The 17169-nt window shown below is 41.8% G+C and carries 25 protein-coding genes and 1 pseudogene; 22 read left to right on the top strand and 4 right to left on the bottom strand.

Annotated features, from left to right (window positions below; translation table 11 throughout):
- The 9 genes from H9649_RS07465 to H9649_RS07425 all read left to right on the top strand — a co-directional run bounded on the left by H9649_RS07465 (position 1) and on the right by H9649_RS07425 (position 6983).
- Positions 1-285 (top strand): phage head-tail connector protein, encoded by a 285-nt coding sequence (locus H9649_RS07465; protein WP_191694102.1) that lies wholly within the window; start codon positions 1-3, stop codon positions 283-285.
- Entirely contained in the window at positions 272-583 is a 312-nt protein-coding gene (locus tag H9649_RS07460) for a hypothetical protein (protein WP_191694101.1), read from the top strand. Before H9649_RS07465 ends, H9649_RS07460 begins: the two co-directional genes overlap by 14 nt.
- Positions 573-977, top strand: coding sequence for an HK97-gp10 family putative phage morphogenesis protein (locus H9649_RS07455; RefSeq protein WP_191694100.1), 405 nt, complete (start codon positions 573-575; stop codon positions 975-977). The genes H9649_RS07460 and H9649_RS07455 overlap by 11 nt, the downstream gene beginning before the upstream one ends.
- Positions 974-1321 carry a hypothetical protein gene (locus tag H9649_RS07450; protein ID WP_191694099.1) on the top strand — a complete coding sequence of 116 codons (348 nt, stop codon included), beginning with the start codon at positions 974-976 and terminating at the stop codon, positions 1319-1321. Before H9649_RS07455 ends, H9649_RS07450 begins: the two co-directional genes overlap by 4 nt.
- Complete coding sequence (locus H9649_RS07445; RefSeq protein ID WP_191694098.1) at positions 1314-1517, top strand: Acb2/Tad1 domain-containing protein; 204 nt, start codon at positions 1314-1316, stop codon at positions 1515-1517. Before H9649_RS07450 ends, H9649_RS07445 begins: the two co-directional genes overlap by 8 nt.
- 24 nt (positions 1518-1541) lie before the next feature.
- Positions 1542-2120 carry a major tail protein gene (locus tag H9649_RS07440; protein WP_191694097.1) on the top strand — a complete coding sequence of 193 codons (579 nt, stop codon included), beginning with the start codon at positions 1542-1544 and terminating at the stop codon, positions 2118-2120.
- 13 nt (positions 2121-2133) lie between these two features.
- The gene (gpG, locus tag H9649_RS07435; protein WP_191694096.1) at positions 2134-2436 is read left to right on the top strand and encodes a phage tail assembly chaperone G; all 303 of its coding nucleotides are present in this window, start codon (positions 2134-2136) and stop codon (positions 2434-2436) included.
- Between the two features lie 270 nt (positions 2437-2706).
- Positions 2707-6171 carry a phage tail tape measure protein gene (locus H9649_RS07430; RefSeq protein WP_191694095.1) on the top strand — a complete coding sequence of 1155 codons (3465 nt, stop codon included), beginning with the start codon at positions 2707-2709 and terminating at the stop codon, positions 6169-6171.
- A complete protein-coding gene (locus H9649_RS07425) occupies positions 6168-6983 on the top strand; it encodes a phage tail family protein (RefSeq protein WP_191694094.1) in 816 nt (271 codons plus the stop codon). The genes H9649_RS07430 and H9649_RS07425 overlap by 4 nt, the downstream gene beginning before the upstream one ends.
- An 88-nt stretch (positions 6984-7071) precedes the next feature.
- Here H9649_RS07425 and H9649_RS07420 read toward each other — a convergent pair whose 3' ends face one another.
- Positions 7072-7524: a hypothetical protein gene (locus tag H9649_RS07420; RefSeq protein WP_191694093.1), complete on the bottom strand. Its 453-nt coding sequence runs from the start codon at positions 7522-7524 to the stop codon at positions 7072-7074.
- Between the two features lie 83 nt (positions 7525-7607).
- Between H9649_RS07420 and H9649_RS07415 the strand changes: the two genes are divergently transcribed.
- The 9 genes from H9649_RS07415 (at position 7608) to H9649_RS07375 (ending at position 13558) form a co-directional block, all read left to right on the top strand.
- Entirely contained in the window at positions 7608-9041 is a 1434-nt protein-coding gene (locus H9649_RS07415; protein ID WP_191694092.1) for a pyocin knob domain-containing protein, read from the top strand.
- Between the two features lie 15 nt (positions 9042-9056).
- A complete protein-coding gene (locus tag H9649_RS07410) occupies positions 9057-9386 on the top strand; it encodes a hypothetical protein (RefSeq protein ID WP_191694091.1) in 330 nt (109 codons plus the stop codon).
- Positions 9386-9529, top strand: a complete 144-nt coding sequence (locus H9649_RS07405) for a hypothetical protein (protein ID WP_191694193.1) — start codon at positions 9386-9388, stop codon at positions 9527-9529. Before H9649_RS07410 ends, H9649_RS07405 begins: the two co-directional genes overlap by 1 nt.
- Before the next feature lie 20 nt (positions 9530-9549).
- Entirely contained in the window at positions 9550-11670 is a 2121-nt protein-coding gene (locus H9649_RS07400; protein ID WP_191694090.1) for a phage tail protein, read from the top strand.
- The gene (locus tag H9649_RS07395) at positions 11660-11902 is read left to right on the top strand and encodes a hypothetical protein (RefSeq protein WP_191694089.1); all 243 of its coding nucleotides are present in this window, start codon (positions 11660-11662) and stop codon (positions 11900-11902) included. Before H9649_RS07400 ends, H9649_RS07395 begins: the two co-directional genes overlap by 11 nt.
- Positions 11895-12053 (top strand): hypothetical protein, encoded by a 159-nt coding sequence (locus H9649_RS07390; protein WP_191694088.1) that lies wholly within the window; start codon positions 11895-11897, stop codon positions 12051-12053. Before H9649_RS07395 ends, H9649_RS07390 begins: the two co-directional genes overlap by 8 nt.
- Before the next feature lie 78 nt (positions 12054-12131).
- The gene (locus tag H9649_RS07385) at positions 12132-12575 is read left to right on the top strand and encodes a hypothetical protein (RefSeq protein ID WP_191694087.1); all 444 of its coding nucleotides are present in this window, start codon (positions 12132-12134) and stop codon (positions 12573-12575) included.
- A gap of 16 nt (positions 12576-12591) precedes the next feature.
- Entirely contained in the window at positions 12592-12861 is a 270-nt protein-coding gene (locus H9649_RS07380; protein WP_191694086.1) for a phage holin, read from the top strand.
- A 1-nt stretch (position 12862) separates the two neighbouring features.
- Positions 12863-13558, top strand: coding sequence for a peptidoglycan recognition protein family protein (locus H9649_RS07375; protein ID WP_191694085.1), 696 nt, complete (start codon positions 12863-12865; stop codon positions 13556-13558).
- An 82-nt stretch (positions 13559-13640) separates the two neighbouring features.
- Here H9649_RS07375 and H9649_RS07370 read toward each other — a convergent pair whose 3' ends face one another.
- On the bottom strand, positions 13641-13850 hold the full coding sequence (locus H9649_RS07370; RefSeq protein ID WP_191694084.1) for a helix-turn-helix domain-containing protein: 210 nt from the start codon (positions 13848-13850) through the stop codon (positions 13641-13643).
- Positions 13851-13996: 146 nt separating this feature from the next.
- Between H9649_RS07370 and H9649_RS07365 the strand changes: the two genes are divergently transcribed.
- The 4 genes and pseudogenes from H9649_RS07365 to H9649_RS07350 form a co-directional block, all read left to right on the top strand.
- The gene (locus H9649_RS07365; RefSeq protein WP_225229733.1) at positions 13997-14434 is read left to right on the top strand and encodes a hypothetical protein; all 438 of its coding nucleotides are present in this window, start codon (positions 13997-13999) and stop codon (positions 14432-14434) included.
- Positions 14435-14464: 30 nt separating this feature from the next.
- Positions 14465-15259, top strand: coding sequence for a helix-turn-helix domain-containing protein (locus H9649_RS07360; protein ID WP_191694083.1), 795 nt, complete (start codon positions 14465-14467; stop codon positions 15257-15259).
- Between the two features lie 287 nt (positions 15260-15546).
- Complete coding sequence (locus tag H9649_RS07355; protein WP_318241662.1) at positions 15547-15894, top strand: hypothetical protein; 348 nt, start codon at positions 15547-15549, stop codon at positions 15892-15894.
- Between the two features lie 46 nt (positions 15895-15940).
- Positions 15941-16138: pseudogene (locus H9649_RS07350) on the top strand (cation:dicarboxylate symporter family transporter); the annotation flags it as partial.
- Between the two features lie 51 nt (positions 16139-16189).
- Here H9649_RS07350 and H9649_RS07345 read toward each other — a convergent pair.
- Together H9649_RS07345 and H9649_RS07340 are read right to left on the bottom strand one after the other, a co-directional pair.
- Positions 16190-16423 carry a YkuS family protein gene (locus H9649_RS07345; protein WP_191694082.1) on the bottom strand — a complete coding sequence of 78 codons (234 nt, stop codon included), beginning with the start codon at positions 16421-16423 and terminating at the stop codon, positions 16190-16192.
- Between the two features lie 101 nt (positions 16424-16524).
- Positions 16525-16905 (bottom strand): hypothetical protein, encoded by a 381-nt coding sequence (locus H9649_RS07340; RefSeq protein ID WP_191694081.1) that lies wholly within the window; start codon positions 16903-16905, stop codon positions 16525-16527.
- Between the last annotated feature and the right edge of the window lie 264 nt (positions 16906-17169).

Genomic DNA, 17169 nt, shown 5'->3' with positions numbered 1-17169 from the left:
ATGCTGGAATCTGTTAAGGGGGCGTTACGTGTTACGTCGAGCGACCCTGTTATTGTCTTAGAAATCACAGATCTTATTGCAGGCGCTCGCATGGAATTAATCCAAGCGGGCGTTTCCATTGTGAATGCTGCAAACGATGAAGATCCGCTCATTCGACGCGCCATCATTCTTTATGCAAAGGCGCACTATGGACTGGATGGTCCAAATGCTGAACGCTTCGCCGAATCCTTTGAGTCGTTGAAGAATCATTTGAGCCAGGCGGGTGATTACCGTGAATTGGTCTGATGTTGTTCAACTAGTTGATCTTGTGGAGGGCACTGACAAAGACGGATTCCCGGAGGTCGTTCCAGGTCGTCCTCGTAAAGTATTTGCAAATCGGAAAAGTGTTCGTTCCCAGGAGTTCCACGCGGCAAAGCAACAAGGTATCACACTCTCCTACATGTTCGAAGTCCGAACGGATGAATACCAGGGCGAAGAGAGCCTTTTTTACAACGGTTTAGAACAGAACGTTTATCGGACATATGAAAAAGGAGAATTTATCGAGTTGATCTGTCACCGGAAGGGTGATGATCATGAAACTTGAGTTTGATGGAATCGATCAACTGATTGCGGAAATCGATCGTATTGAAGGGCTGACGGATGACTTAAAAAATAAGGCACTCATTGCCGGCGGTGACTTACTGCGCGATCGGATGAAAGAGGAGGTGTACGCAAACGGTCTCCATCGATTATCGGGGGAAGGACAAGAATCATTGATTCGTACGGAGCCAAAAGATGGAGAATTGTTTGTCGGTACGCAAGGCGGAAAGAAACAACCAGGATTCTATTTGTATATGCATGAATTCGGTTTCTACAATGTCCGCGCAAAGCGTTTTGTCGCCCCTCGTCCCTTTGCTTCGATTGCTTATGAGAACAGCAAGGATGACATCCTGAACGCTTATGTGGACGAATTTAGAAAGGGGATAGGTATGTCGTGAATATCAATCGATTAATCATGGACACCCTGCGCCCTCTTGGCGTCCCTGTAGCTGCAGCCAATTACAACAGTACGGCTGAAACTTATATTGTTTTTGTCGAATACAATCAGGCATCTCGAATGAATGCGGACGATGAAGAATTGATAACCAAACATTTTTTTCAAGTCGATGTGTTTTCTAGTGGCAACTACTTGCAGTTGGTGAAAGATGTGAAACGGCTTATGAAACAAGCCGGATTCGGGCGAATGTTCGAATCTGAAACCTATGATATAGACATGAAAAAGTTCAGAAAAATACTTCGTTTTAATTATGAAAATACGATTGGAGAGATAAACATTGAATGAACAACTGGAAAACATATTTAAATATCACAGTCCTAAGGAAGGACAACCAGAGAAGTATACTGCTATTCGTGAAAAAGCCAAGGAACTAGCATATTTAATTGATAAGGAATGTCCAGATGGTCGTGAAAAGTCGGTAGCTTTTACTAATTTAGAAACAGCGGTTATGTGGGCTAATGCCTCAATAGCAAGAAATTAATATAAAAACTAAGGAGAGATATAAATGGCGATTAAAGGATTAAAAAATCTGCACTATGCAGTGATTACGAAGGAAGACAATACATCTACAACTTACGCTACGCCGAAACCATTTGGTCCTGCGATGGCGTTGAATATTCAGCCATCAATTAACCGAGCAAATCTACGAGCGGACGATGGAGTGCTTTTTTCTGATTCCGCGAAAGGTCCAATTGCTGTGTCTGTTAATACTGCGTATTTGGAAAAAGCGGTCGAAGCTGAAATCCTCGGGAAAACAATTCATGAAAATGGGTTGATTTCGGATAACGTGAAGGACGATGCTCCTTATATCGCTATCGGTGGACAAGCAGAATCTGCACGTGGAGGTTCTGAATTCTTCTGGTTGTATCGCGTGAAATTGGCGCCTGCGGAAGAAAATAAAGAAACGAAGCAAGATACGCCGACCTATCAGACTCCTAATCTGACTGGCGAAGCTATTCCGCGTATCCATGATGGAGAAGAAAAAATCAAGGCCTGGAATCAAGATGAAACGATCACGGATAAGACTGTGTTTGACGAGTGGTTCACAAAAGTAATTGAACCTGATTGGGTAGCAACGCCGTAAGGGGGGAACCGGAATGCAAATCGAATTATTTATTGATGGAGAAAAGAAGATTTTCACTACGCCATTTGTGCCGATGCTCGCGAAACGGAAATATCTTGAATTGCGAGCGAAAGACGAATCTGAAACGTATTCTGAACTACTCGCAGATGATGATGCGCACGTTTCAATACTTGTGGATGTCGTTTTTAAAAATCAATTCACCATTGAACAGGTTTATGAAGGCGCAAGCGAAGAGTACGTATTGGCTAAACTTCGTGAGGCTGTGTATGGATCTCGAAAAGAAACGAATGAAGAGGGAAACAATCCGGGGGAGTGACGTGGCAAGAAGCGTACACTTCCCTTAAACAACTTTATCGGAACATGATGTTCCCCAAACAACCGCATGCCCCCAAGTGGACGATGACTGAAATTGATCAGTTAGACGTTCACTTTTTTAATGAACTCATGGAGGTTGATGATTATGCTCCTCGTGAAAAAGAGGTCTATCTATCAGATATTTGGTAGACCAGGCGGTGATCCGCATATCTAGGTTTGAGTCGCGTCCTTTAACGCGGCTTTTTTCTTTATATAAAGGCAGGTGAGGTAGTTGGCGAGTAAAGATGTCGGTACGCTCCGCACCAGATTATCGTGGGAAGATGAAGGGTCCGTAAAGTCGTTACAAGGATTTAAGAACGACCTGAAGAGTCTCAGGACTGAAATGGGAGTGGCTAAATCCAGCGGTAAAGATTATAGCCAAAGTTTGAAGGGGCTTCGTGAACAATCAGATATTCTCACGCGTACATTAAAAACTCAAAAAGAACAAGTTGAAGAATTACGGAAGCGTTACGAAGAATCGAAGCGTGTGAAAGGCGAGGACTCAGACCAAACACGTAAACTGTCCGACGAGTATAACAAGTCGGTCGCGGCAATGAATCGAACAGAACAGCAACTAGAACGTGTGAATGGCGCAATAAAACAGCAAATAGACCCTTTGCAACGTTTGGGTAAACAATGGCAGGAAACAGGCGACAAAATGCAGTCCATCGGAAAAAGTATGACGGACTTCGGGAAAACTTACTCAATGAAAGTGACAGCTCCGATTGTAGGGATTGGAACAGCTGCATTTAAAGCGGCTTCAGACTATGAATCTGCATTCGCAGGCGTCCGCAAAACCGTCGACATGACCGAAGAGGAATTCGCATCACTATCCCGCGCTATTCGAGATATGGCAAAAGAAATCCCTGCTGCTGCTACTGAAATTGCGAGCGTTGCAGAAGTAGCCGGACAGCTTGGCATTCAAAACGACGCAATCGAGGGTTTCACCAAAACAATGATTAATATGGGCGTGGCAACAAATATGTCCGCAGAAGATGCGGCGACTGCATTGGCACGATTTGCAAATATCACGCAAATGTCTCAAAAGGATTTTGATAAGTTAGGCTCTGTTGTAGTTGAACTCGGTAATAATTTCGCTACGACTGAACGTGAAATCGTAGATATGGGATTACGACTTGCTGGAGCTGGAGCCCAGGTAGGTATGTCCGAAGCAGATATCTTGGCACTCGCCACTGCTCTCTCATCTGTGGGAATCGAAGCAGAAATGGGTGGATCGGCAATATCCCGTGTCATGGTCAATATGCAAGTCGCCACCTCTTCTGGATTTAAAAAGATGAACGACCTCATGAGTACGACTGGTCTTTCACTTCGCGATTTACAAATGATGGCTTCCCATAGTGGTAAAGCTTTCGGGTATCTGGCTGAAGATATGGGCATGACGAAAAAGGAACTATCTGCCCTCGTGAAGTCAGGAGCTGACCTTGAAAACTTCGCTAAAATTGCGGGTATGACGGGTGAGGAGTTTAAGAAAGCATTCGAGAAAGATGCAATCGGCGCACTTGGTGCTTTCATAAATGGTTTAGCCAATGCGGAAGAAGCAGGAAGTTCTGCTATTGAAATGCTTCAAGAAATGGGTATCACAGAAATCCGCTTGCGTGACTCTTTATTGCGTGCTGGTGGCGCAAGTGAGTTATTTGCAAAAGCGGTTGACTTATCCACTGAAGCCTGGGACGCAAACATTGCACTCACAAAAGAAGCGGAAGAAAGATATAAGACAACCGAATCACAATTGAAAATCTTGTGGAACCGAATAAAAGATATCGGCATCTCGTTAGGCGACGCATTGATTCCTGCGCTCATGAGTGCGATCGATGCGGCTGAGCCGTTTATCCGGCAAATTGAAGCAGGAGCAATCGCTTTTTCTGAAATGGATGAAAGCCAACAACAGACCATTATTAAATTATTAGCGTTAGTGGCTGCTGTCGGTCCCGCATCAATCGCTCTTGGCGGATTGACAACTACTGTCGGTGGCGTCGTTAGTGTAGGCGGTAAACTCATGTCCACACTAGGCAAGGCGGGCGGCGGAGGTATGCTTGGTCGTTTTGCATTAATGGGACCTGGTGCAGCTACTCCTGTCGGATTGGCAGTATTGGGAATAGGCGCACTTGCTGTCGGTGTATACGCATTGGACAAAGCAATGTACGAAAGTCTTGATACTACTTTGAAGTCAATTGAAAGACGAAAAGAAGAAATAGATACTCTCGATAAAACGATTGTGGCATTTGAACAATTGAAATTAAAGAACAAGTTATCTACTGATGAAATGCTGCGTTTTATGGACATCTCGTCTGAATTGAAAAACGCTAAGTCTGAAGAAGCCATCAAAACTTTGACTGACGAACAGCAAAAGTTATTTGAGAAATCCGGTCTGACGAACGATGAAATGGGCAGATTCCTCGAATTGAACGATACGTTGGTTCAGAAAGCCCCATCCACAGCTAAAGCTATTTCAGAACAAGGGAATGCCTATACTCATGTCTTGGAAGAATTGAAAAAGCTGAATCAAGAAGAAAGAACGCGATTGACGAATGATACGTATGCGAAGCTTTCCACAGAAATTAAAAAGCAAGAAGGCTTACTCACCAATCAAAAAAAGCTGACGGAAGCTATAAAAGAAGACGAAAAGAAACGATCCAAAGCGAATGACGATGTGACTACTGCCGTCGGTAAACTTAATGAAAAGAATCTTGAACTCGCAAAACTACGTGAACGTGCAGCCACTGCAACAGGTTCTGAATTGGACAAGCTAAATCAAATGATCAAGTGGGGCGAACAAGAAGCTATTCTCGCTGATAATGCAGTTTTCCGAGCACAAGATAAAGTCGATAAAATCGAGAAAGAAATAGGAAAGAAGCAGAAGTCCCTTGAAGAAACAAATAAGGAACTTGCGGCCTTTGACCGTCTGATTGGCGAATATGAAGAGATGATTTTGCTACAAGCAGGCATCACAGCTGAACGTGGTCAAGGTATCTCGAAATTGAATGAAGAACAACGAAATATCGATACAGCACGTAAGAAACTTGAAGAGATGAGAAAAGCCGGCGGTCTAGTTGGCGGAGAATACGATGAGCAGAATAAAAAACTCACAGATCAGCAAAAGAAAATTGATGAAGCTCGTCGGAAACTTGAAGAAATGAACGTTGTTGCCGGAAAGACGATTTACAAAGAAGTAAACGTCAAGACGAATCCAAGTATCGCTTCTTTAAATAGCCAAATCGGTTCAAGCGTCAATAAGACCGTCAATATCCAAACAGGTCCCATGCCGATCGGTTACGCAACCGGAACAGACTACCATCCAGGCGGGAAATTTATCGCAGGTGAGGAAGGTTATGAACTTGGCCGTATGGGGAACAAGTGGGAATTGTTGAATTTTGGAATGTACAATCGTCCTGCGGGATATGAAGTTTTTACGCATGATGAGTCCAAGAAAATATTGAAGGCAATGAACAATCTTCCCGCTTATGAGACTGGGGCGAGGGCATCAGGTGAGGCTGCTCGATTCACGGACAACTTAAACAAAAGTAATCAGCCCGCCGATCAAGTCATCCACATCCAACCTGCTCCGATCTACCTGGACGGCCAAGTAATCGGTGAAGCGGTATTTGATGTAGTAGATACAAAAATGGATAACAAAATGAGTTCTCAATTACGTTACATCGGGGTGAAGAAGAGATGAGTATATCAATCGAAAAAATAGACGGGACAAGATACGACTTAGCATCATTCGGTCTAGTCCCTCTTACCTTCACAGTCGACTCTCCAATCCCTCGCCACTCACAAGAAAGTATGGAAGGAAGAGACGGTTATATCGATACTGGAACGACTTTCGAAGGTCGGACGATGCGCTGTACATTCATGCTTAAAGCGGTCGATAAGTTCGACTATGTATTATTGCGTGATGAAGTGTTTCGCTTATTCGATGCCAGGCAACATTTTTACATTATCGACAAATACGAACCTCGCAAGAGATGGAAGGTGAAAACGGCAACATCGTTTACACCGGAGCGGGTAAACATTCGAACAGGGAAGTTGGAAATTGAATTTACTTCTCCATCTGCTTATGCCGAATCCTACGGAACCACGCTCGACCCGTTCACATTCACGGCTGAAAAGTGGCAAGTCGGGCAAGGTGTCATATCGGAGGATTTAGTCTATGCGCACAACACGTCAACCTTCCGCATCTACAACGGTTCGGACATTCCTATTGATCCGCGGCGGATACCATTGAAAATAAAGTATCAAGGCGCATCGGACAAATTGAAAATCCGTAACATTACAACAGGTGACGAATGGCAATTTAATGGCACGTCCTCCACAAACGATACAATCTTGCTGGATGGCGTGCGCTCATTGAAGAACAGTCTGACGATATTCGGACAAACGAATCGGAAATTAATAACACTTGAAAAAGGATGGAACGACTTCACCATAACCGGTGCGAGTGGTTCTTTTTTGATTTCCTTTGAATTTAGATTCCATACGATCTAGGAGGTGTAAACGATGGGTAAAGCTAAAACAGAAAAAGCCACTGCAAACACAGTGACTTTAACAATTAATGTTGAGGTTGCCGATAATATTAATCTTGCTGATACTGTCCAAAAGTTAAGCCGGTTATTTGATCGGGATAGAGCAAGAAATAGCCGAGTCGGTGTACGTTGTTAGGATTACCGAAAGGTGTAATTTGAGCATTGACTATAGGAATGTATCCTGAGTCATTTACAAGCCTATTAACACCTTCTTCTTCCAAGCTTATTAGTTGCTTGTTTCTCACTTTCATAAAGATCTCATGGATCATTGCAGCACTATTTAATTGAGCGTCATTCTCATATTCATCTTCCATGAGTTGACCCGTTACCGTACCGAATGTTGTGTAAATTACTAGTTGTGTATCCTGGCCCATTGAAACTCCTTCAATCTTTCCGGATTTCAACGTTTCAATCGCATCATAAAAGATGTTTACTGTTAAAGCTCTTGCGTCAATCCTATCACTCAGCAACTTTGGTGTTTCATTACTTTCTTCATTAGACAATATTTTCACCCCCATTCATTCTATAGTCTTGTTTCGACAAAAGAATGGGGAATCCTTCAAATTAATATTTAGGCGGTGATAAAGTGGCACGATATAGAACAATCAACGTTAATTTAGACAGAGGTTATCGCAACGATCTAAACGCGAACTTTAGCCAAATCGGCATCGATATTACAAACATGGAAGCCGGATTGAATACAGTCGTGGAAGATTTGATCGGCGGCGGATTTATTGAAAGCTTAACCGTTGCGCGCGATAACGCTAATGCAGCTGCAACACACGCTAACGAGGAAGCCTTATATGCCACGACACAAGGTGGATATGCAAAGACCCAAGGTGATTACGCAAATGTACAAGGTGACTTTGCCCAACAAAAAGGCGTGTATGCGGATGAAAAAGCAATAGCGGCTGACCAAGCGGCAGGAAACGCGAACCTTGAAGCTGCCAATCTGTCTGCATTAAAAATAGCAGTTGTTGATGCAACACAAGCGGCTAATTTAGGTGCAGATGAAGCCGTTAGAGCGGCTATGACAGCAGAAACGGTTACTATTTACACGCAAGAACAAGGCGACTATGCTAAACGTCAGGGCGATGCCGTGCAGGATATCTTCGATTCAGGATTGGTAGCATCCGTCAACAATAAAACAGGCGCCGTCATATTGACTGCGGCTGATGTGGGAGCATTGCCTGCAGGTGATTATCAACCACATAGTAACATGCCTGTACTGGATGCCTTATCTGATGTTGCAGGAAAATTAAAGTACAACGGACAGGACGTCGGGGCGGTATCCAGTGTGAATGGCAAATTACCGGATGGAACGGGAAATGTCGAAATTGTGATTCCTGACCCGGATTTGACGGGGCTGGCTACTAAGCAGGAGTTGAGCAGTCATACTGGTAACTCGGAGATTCATGTGAAGCAGGAGGAAAAAACGAAATGGAATAACGCAGAGGTCAACGCTATTAATTTTGCGAAGGAGAATGGTTTGGGAGCGAATTTATCATCCCGAACAACTTCCGATGCGGATACTGCAAAGACAACTGGATTCTATTACGCGGCGTCTAGTTCGGGAAAGTTACCTGCTGGCGTAACAGACGGCGCTTTATTTGTAATGTCCTATGATAAAAATTCGTGGGTTACTCAAGTGTTAATTGATTGGCGATCGAATAAACAATACCAACGTGTATGCACAAATGGAGTTTGGTCAACCTGGACTGAAATCGGCCCTCTTCCCGACACCGGATGGATAAACGCAACTCTCGGAGCGGGATGGTCATTTCCTTCAGGCGGATTTTTACAGTACAAAAAAGTCGGGGATTTAGTTTGTTTCAGAGGATTTGTTGAATCGACCAATGCTGGGAATTATATGACCACAATGCCGTTTAGCTACAGACCTAAAGGAGGAACTGCCGCGATGTCCTCTACCGGAAAGCATGTGCAGGTAAGGAGTAACGGAGCTGTGGCCTATATCGCAAACGAGATTTTCTATTTCGATTTTGTATACAGCGTGGGATAAAAAGGAGGGATTCTCGTGTCATATAGACAAGTTTATGAAATAGATGATGAAGGATTTAAAGTTGATACTATCCCGGTCGTTTTCAATACTGATGGGAATCCGGTAGAAGAATTAGGTGAACGCTTTATAGTATCTGAACCACCACACGGATTAATCAAAGCAAGATGGACAGGCGTTGAATGGATAGAAGGGGCGACGCAAGAAGAGATAGAGGATATTGTTAAACCTCATCCTGTCGAACCGACTGAAATGGAACTCTTGGAGGAAAAAGTAAGACTGCAAGAACAAGTCATAGAGGAATTAATGTTTGATATTATACCAAATTTAATGGGAGGTAGTTTGTGATGGCAATGTTTATCGCGTTAAAAATCATGGAAGGTAGTCAGCAATATGAGTATGTTTTCAGCATCTCTGTTTACAAACGGTACCAGGATGACGTTGATGCTATTTTAATAGCGGAAGGAAAACAAGACCTGATTAAACAGTGATAGGAAAGACAGGTGATTAAATGATAGTCACACACATTGATGGTCGGAGCGAATTACTGACCGATTATAAGTCGCTTCAAAGAAAACGGAGAGTGAATGGTGAGTATTCGCTCTCTTTTTTGTTATTTAAAACTGAAAGAAATGAGCATTCCTACACATTAGCTGTGGAGGAAAGTTTGATAGATTATGACGGGCAGCAATACCGTATTAAGAAGATGTCCGAAAAGATAATCGGCAATACTCCTGTAAAACAGATACAAGCAGATCATATCTTTTTCGATCTTGTGGACGAGTATCAGTACAACACGATTTCCGGCGCTAAACAATTGCCTGTGTGTATTGCACACGCCTTGGAAAGTACAGGTTACACCTATGCGGTCGTCGATTCTTTTCCGTCAGTCACATTCGAGAACTTCGGAGATGACAACTCACTGGCACTCATTCAGACTGCGCTGAATCGTTTTGGTGCAGAAGTCGAAATAAACGGCAAGCACCTAACCTTCCGTCGCCAAATTGGACGCAAGACGGATATTCAATTTCGATACAAACATAATATCAAGACTATCGAATTGAACGTTGATAGTAGTAACCTTTCGACTTACATCAGAGGATATGGCAAACAAAATGAAGATGGTTCCTATGTCGTTACAGCTGAATATCTTTCTCCTTTACATGAGTTTTATGGAATTCGACACGCAAAACCTGTTTATGATGAACGGTATACAACCTATCCAGGGTTGCTTGACCGTTTGCAGAATGACTTACAAGATGTTCCCGAAATTAGCATTACAATGGAAGCTGTCGAGTTGAAAAAAGCGGGATTTAACACGGAACAGGTGGAGTTGGGAGATGACGTATTTACCATTTACGAACCTTTGAATCTAGACCTGAATGCGCGCATTGTTGAAATCATCGAATTTCCCGAAGAACCGAAATCCAACCAATTTACGATTGCTAATATCCGGGGCAGTGTAGTCGACAGTATAGCTGATTTCCAACGAACAAAAGACCGCATTGATGGTATTTTCGAAGGTAAGGAAAAGTTACCGTTTAATGTGCTTGATGATGCCGTACAACGGGCAACATTAGCTTTGCAGTCGGCACAGACGGAATTAGAATTTACAAATGGGATTATCGCACGTGATCCGCGTGACCCTAATAAACTGACTTCGTGGACATCTATCGGTTTTGGTATTAGTAAAAATGGCGGCAAGACATTTGACGAAGCAATTACTGCTGATGGTTTTAATCTTTCTGCAGGTGCCATCGGCCAACTGGATGCCAACAATATCAAAGTAGGCGGGGAAACGACCTTCGAAAACGGATATGACCCACATGTCGCGCAAGAAATGGCGAGGTTGGCTCAAACGCTTGCCGCGAGTGCAGACGGAAAAGCAACAGGCGCATCGAACCAAATCAATCTATGGAAGTATCCAAATACCACTATGATAAATGGTGGAGCTCTCTATAATGATTCGGTAACGACAAATAAATTACTTGCCGGAGTCATGACTGGATTTGTCATTCAAACGCACTTGAATTCTTTAATGCCAAGAATATATATGGGCGGCGCAAAATTTGAAGCCAGTAATGCTAATGGTAAAGTATCTATTAACCCTGAGGGCTGGAATAACGATGCAACGATAAGATTCAATTCGGGATCTGCTGATTTTATTATCAGCGCATACAATAACCGTGCTGTAATGACTAGTAACGGCGGAGAATTGGAGATTTGGGCGTTAAGCGGGGGTGTTGGCATAAGGGGTAATCTGGATGTTCAAGGAGCGAAAAACGCTTCTGTCCCAACGTCACACGGAAGAGTGAACGTCTCTGCCTATGAAACAGCCGAATACTACTTTGGAGATATCGGACGTGGACAGGTGGCGAACGGCGAGTGTGTCATCCACATTGATTCGTTATTTGCCGAGACCGTCAACACGGATATCCAGTATGAAGTGTTTTTAACGCCATATGGCCCTGGTCAAATCTACGTTGAACCCGACAGTTTACAGTCTGATCGTTTCACCGTAAAAGGTGACAATATCCCGTTTGCTTATGAAATCAAAGCTAAACGCAAAGGCTATGAAGACGTCCGTTTGGAATCTACCTACGAAAGCGAGGTTGAAACTGTTGCGTATTAAGATGTTGCGGAAGAATGATGCAGGTGAGATTGAAGAATTTTATGTGAGCTCATGGGAAGAAAAACAGTTATTCGATACGCAACGCAAGAAGTATAGGCAGCTTGAATACGAGATTCCCGAGACGAACCGGAAGCAGGCATTGCAACAGCGTCAGAAGGTGGCTCGGGAGTTGAGGGTGATTAAACATAAAATGGTTGATATAATGAATTCAGGAGGCGGTTCGGATGGATAATAATCAGGTATTGAGAGAACTGTTGAATCACTTATCTTGTGAAGTGAATTTATTACATCAACAAAGGTTAATTCGTAAAGTTGAAAAAATGTTTGAGGAACTCCAAGATGAAAACGATAAATTGAAAGAAAAAAATAATATTATTCGATGAACGTCCACACTTGGCGTTCTTTTTATTTTATCTATAAAGAGAAAAGGGGTCGTGAGGTGAAGAATGGAGGATGTAAAGATGCCGTTAGAAGAACGTTTAGATGTCCAAAATGAGCGAATCAACAAACAAGATGATCGTTTAAATAAACAAGACGAGCGTCTGAATCAACATAGTGACAAAATTACTCAGCTGCTCAAGTTTGACGAAGAAAAGCACGAACGATTAAAACTCGTAGAGGAAGAAGATAAGAAAAAAGAAGAGCGTCTGCAAGAAGTCGAAAAAAATTACACAAGGCTTGAGACTACCATCGTTTCAGAAAATCGGGAAATGCGCTCTTTTTTCTTGACGAACATGGATAAGCAGTGGGATTTGATCAAGACTCGGGATGAACAGCGCCATGACAATTTACGAATGAAACATGAGCTGTCCAAAACCAAAGTCGAAAGATGGAGCGACATACTTTTCAAGCTGATTGGCTCGGGAAGTATTTTGTATGTGTTAATTCAAACGTTCGTTAAATAATACTGGAGGTAATAACATGAAAATCAATTGGAAAGTAAGAATCAAGAATAAGATGTTCTGGCTGGCCATGGTGCCGGCTTTTTTATTGGTTGCGCAGATTGTCAGTGGTTGGTTCGGATATGAGTTAGCCGCTGATCTAATCGGTGAAGAGGCTGCTAACTTTATAAACGCAGTATTTGGATTGCTTGTCATTATCGGTGTCGTGGTTGATCCGACTACTGATGGTGTGGATGACAGTGACCAGGCTATGCGATACCAGGAGCCTAAAAAGAAAGGATTGAGATAAAATGGCTGTCATCGATATCAGAAACAAAACACCACGTACAAACGGCATACGTCCATTATCGGCAATTAAAAAGATTGCACGTCATCATTCTGCAACGGCGACAGGGAACTGGGACGCATTCTGGCCACACTGGAAAAATACCCGTGGATGGGGAACTGGTGGCTATCACGAGATTATCTTGCGTAATGGCGATGTGGAATTATGCTACGACCCCGAAGAGATTACAAACGGTGTAGCCAACCAGAATACATCCATCTATCATATTTGTGTTGTCGGTAATGGATCATTTACGGACGCGCAGGAAAAGACATTTGATGAGCGCGCTAAAATTGCCATGAAACGATTCAACTTACAACCAAAAGATATACTTGGCCATAATGAGTTTCCAGGCACTAACACGTCTTGTCCTGGAATCAAAATGGACACTGTGAGGGCTAGGTTGTCTAGTCCAGTTGCATCGACAAAGGACGACACTGCATATTCCAGTCCAGCCCTAAAAGATGAAACAGAACTCAACCTCGGCAGTAAGGCAAGACGGCAAATGATTGTCGACCAGGCGATTGCTGCAGGCTACAACAAAGTGTGGCAGACTAAGCTGGACGACAAGAGTATTACGGATGCCGATCTGTTGGCACTCGGTGCAGGCACGTCCGTGAGAAATAGCATGCCGAAAGTTGAAGATGTAAAGGCTAAATGATATGATGAAAATCTAATAAGTAAGATGACTGTAATAAGCGCCCTGTCCTTAATTGGATTAGGGCGCTTTTTTTTATTTGTCCTTATACTTCTGTTCTGTCGTCCGTTTTGAAATTTATCTCTAACAGCATATCTAACGCTTCTGCAATTTTTTCTAAATCAGTGACCGAATAAGTGCCATTCGCCATCTTCTTGGATAAGTTCGATTGAGTTGTTCCGATTTTTTCAGCCAGTTGAGTTGCATTCATATCTTTATCAACTAACAGTTTTTTAATTTCCTTCGTTAAATCCACATTAACCACTCCTTTATTATCGTTGTTAAATGTATTATATCACACATTAGAAATAAATATGAATATAATTCATAAAATAGTTGCTATATATCTCAAGGTGGTTTATTATGAATTTAAGGAATAAGAAATCACTAGGAGGAATCGACATGTATGAACCAAGCAAATACATAAACGAAATTTGCCCTAGCTGTCATCCACAGGAATATGTGAAAACCCTAGCCGAATTTATAGGTGAGTATGAAGTAGTGGATGTGCCAGATGAAGTTGATGCTTCTTATATAGAGTATTTGTACAAATGCATGAAGTGTGGTGCTCGTCTGTGGGTTGATGAGCAATGGCTGAAACAGAATGCGGTAAAGAATGTAGTCTGGCAACTGCCGGTCATTCAGAGCAATCTAACCGACCATGATTGGATTCATCCTAAAGTTAAATATCATGCTTTTATCAATGATAATAGTATTTGCGACAAATACAGTCAGATGACCGATTTCTTTGAAACTGGTATTGAGGAATCGGAACTGATGAAAAACAAAGAATTGGCATGCAAGAAATGCTTAAAAAACTTGGGGATTAACTACTCATAAAAAACTAGGAATGAAAGTGAGGTGACCGCTATGTCTACAATGTTAAATACAGAAACTACATATATCTCATTGCAACCATTTAGCAGTGTGGACGAGCTTAATGCAAATACAATTGCTATTCGTGCTCAGTATAGAGATCAACTCACGCCTTCCACAATTGCAGTACTGGACGTTCTTCATCGTTATTCATGCAAGTATCCTGGTGTCTGCTATCTATCAAAATCAAAGATAGCTGAAATGGTTGGGGTAACACGTAGGACAGTTGTACGTGCTTGTAATGCGCTCGAATCACTTGGTATTATCGTTCAACATGAATTGTTTAGACATAAAGGTGATAAGCGCCAATCATCCAATGCGATCGTATTTGTAGTTGTCGAAAAAGAAAATGTCACACCGGAATGTCACAGCAAAGAAGCTCTTTCCGATACTCATTTAAATTCAAGTAATACACTAGATACTAGAAAAGCAGATTTCGATAAAAAAGAAGTGGTCAAGAATGTGGAAGAAGTGAAAGCCGATATTAAACGCGGATTACGTGATAAGATGCCAGCTTATATTTATGACCTGTTATCACCATACTTTGATTTAGACGACCTCTATCAAGCGTATGGAACGCTATTGAGAGGCAAAGCTAGTATTGATAAGTCAATAATGTTTGAGAGCAATGAGAGGCTATACAGTGATGCTGTGCTGTCTGTTATTCATGCTTATAAACGTGGGGTAGTCCGTAATCTGTTTGCAGTGCTATTTACTGCTGCACAAGATACTACAGCGCAGATTTATCGCAATGAAAATTACAATGCTCCTAATTGGTTGGAATGGTAATATTTAATTCCAATTGCAACAAGAACAATTGTTCTCTATAATTAAAAATAAAAAGGGGGAACGGTTGTGCGTAAAACATTAGTGCGGTCGGTAAGTTATGGGGAAGTATTAGATATGATGTATATGGCCAAGGATGGGATAGTCAGTAAACGACGTATTAAAGTCATTCAATTGGGTGAGTTATCTTTTCGTGCTTACTGCTACTTACGCAAAACTAATCGTACTTTCACTATTGATAACGTTCTAGCTCTAGTTCCCGTCGTAGTCAAAGAAAGCAGGGTGATTTAGTGCTTATACCATCCGATACATTGCCTTACTTTGATAACATGATTTATCTACCTATGTTGTTGACGATACTGTCAAATGACAGAGAGATTGTGGAGAATGGCAGCTACAAAATAAAAGGACCTTATTTAAAATTAATCGACCAGGCGATAGACCGAGTGCAAATAGAAATTAAGACAACGCAAGATTATATGCGATCGAACAAATTGAAACTAATTAAAGGCAAAACCGAAGATACCTTTACAACTTATATATTTGTGTATCACGGTAGAGAGGATCAACGCAGATATTTGAATGCGCGATTAAAAAATCGGACGGAAGAATTGCTTGAATACTTTTTGGGGATATAAAAAACGACCGCGTTAGCAGTCGAATTGTTATAATGCATTTTATGATACAGCGGGTGTTCCTGGAGCGGGCATGATCATGCTTGCAATGGTGCTGACTTCGGTCAATATGCCACTAGAAGGAATTGCATTGATTGCAGGAATTGATCGAGTCCTTGATATGATGCGCACTTCTGTCAACGTCGTAGGAGATGCATCTGCAGCAGTCGTAGTGGCGGGATCAGAAAAAGTGCTCGATACGAAATAAAAGAAAGACCGGAATCCATATCGGATCCGGTCTTTCATTAATTAAGTTCAATTAGCGATTTAAGCGTTCTTCCACTTCATTCACAACATTTTGTACAGAGTTGCCATGGATACCTACGACAGGGAAATCAAATTGGTCTACATTCACGTCACTAATTGCTCTGACTATTCCCATATCATAACCTTTTACATTTTCATCACTTTCGAACATCTTCACTTCATGACCTTTTTCCTCTAATGCCACTTTTACATCATCAAACGGATTTTCAACAGCAATTTTAGCCATTGTACTACACCTCCTGAATAATTGAATAGTGCTTGTCTCTTCTTTTTATTCCCGAAAGGTCGATAGATAAACATATCATCTAGAGCTGCTGTTAAAAAGGCTTATTCCATTTCAGAAGTGTTTATCGATTTGTCCGTTTTTGATTTTTTGAAAGCGACATAAGAATCAATGATCGTGGTAGCTAAAGATAGAAGGCCAACTGCGAAAATAATCATCATTACTTGCGTATTGATATCTTCAGGTGATCGGCTAAATATGGACGCCAGTAAATCTGATAAGAACGGATGGATAATCATAGGATTAAGTAGAAGAAGTATAATTATCGTAACCCAAAATAAATTGATAATTAAATTGACGGCTGCCAATTTAGTAGTCCAGATCTTTGATGTCGACTTATAGGAAGAAAAAACAATTTCCATTGTCAATAAAAGAAGTGTGACAGGAAACAGAGCCATTATGGATATATTACCAAAAAGCAACATAGTGGGTTCAATCCTTTCGAAAGGTGTAGAACCAATCTGCCCAAATTAATGTCTTTTGAACATCCTGAAAAAACTTTTCGATCATAACGAAAACTAATAAATTTATTCATATTCTAGGCAACTGATCAAAGCAATTGTGCAAGTTATCTCCCACCGCGATTATTGATGCTGTATACTGTACATATTGTGTTAATTTAATTGAAAAGTGTGGGGATTCATTTGTCTGAAAAGAAACAGATTCAAGATTTTTCAAATCCGGTTTAT

Source organism: Sporosarcina quadrami, from assembly GCF_014836615.1.
Classification (GTDB): domain Bacteria; phylum Bacillota; class Bacilli; order Bacillales_A; family Planococcaceae; genus Sporosarcina; species Sporosarcina quadrami.
Note: the sequence above shows the minus strand (reverse complement) of the source record. Positions and strands in the feature narration are given on the sequence as shown.

Bases quoted from the DNA above. Each gene is read 5' to 3' on its own strand.
- H9649_RS07380 (WP_191694086.1), top strand. From the start codon at position 12,592: ATGAAAATCAATTGGAAAGTAAGAATCAAGAATAAGATGTTCTGGCTG.
- H9649_RS07465 (WP_191694102.1), top strand. From the start codon at position 1: ATGCTGGAATCTGTTAAGGGGGCGTTACGTGTTACGTCGAGCGACCCT.
- H9649_RS07360 (WP_191694083.1), top strand. From the start codon at position 14,465: ATGTCTACAATGTTAAATACAGAAACTACATATATCTCATTGCAACCA.
- H9649_RS07345 (WP_191694082.1), bottom strand. From the start codon at position 16,423: ATGGCTAAAATTGCTGTTGAAAATCCGTTTGATGATGTAAAAGTGGCA.
- H9649_RS07440 (WP_191694097.1), top strand. From the start codon at position 1,542: ATGGCGATTAAAGGATTAAAAAATCTGCACTATGCAGTGATTACGAAG.
- H9649_RS07385 (WP_191694087.1), top strand. From the start codon at position 12,132: ATGCCGTTAGAAGAACGTTTAGATGTCCAAAATGAGCGAATCAACAAA.
- H9649_RS07390 (WP_191694088.1), top strand. From the start codon at position 11,895: ATGGATAATAATCAGGTATTGAGAGAACTGTTGAATCACTTATCTTGT.
- H9649_RS07405 (WP_191694193.1), top strand. From the start codon at position 9,386: ATGGCAATGTTTATCGCGTTAAAAATCATGGAAGGTAGTCAGCAATAT.
- H9649_RS07375 (WP_191694085.1), top strand. From the start codon at position 12,863: ATGGCTGTCATCGATATCAGAAACAAAACACCACGTACAAACGGCATA.
- H9649_RS07365 (WP_225229733.1), top strand. From the start codon at position 13,997: ATGTATGAACCAAGCAAATACATAAACGAAATTTGCCCTAGCTGTCAT.
- H9649_RS07340 (WP_191694081.1), bottom strand. From the start codon at position 16,905: ATGTTGCTTTTTGGTAATATATCCATAATGGCTCTGTTTCCTGTCACA.
- gpG (WP_191694096.1), top strand. From the start codon at position 2,134: ATGCAAATCGAATTATTTATTGATGGAGAAAAGAAGATTTTCACTACG.
- H9649_RS07425 (WP_191694094.1), top strand. From the start codon at position 6,168: ATGAGTATATCAATCGAAAAAATAGACGGGACAAGATACGACTTAGCA.
- H9649_RS07455 (WP_191694100.1), top strand. From the start codon at position 573: ATGAAACTTGAGTTTGATGGAATCGATCAACTGATTGCGGAAATCGAT.
- H9649_RS07400 (WP_191694090.1), top strand. From the start codon at position 9,550: ATGATAGTCACACACATTGATGGTCGGAGCGAATTACTGACCGATTAT.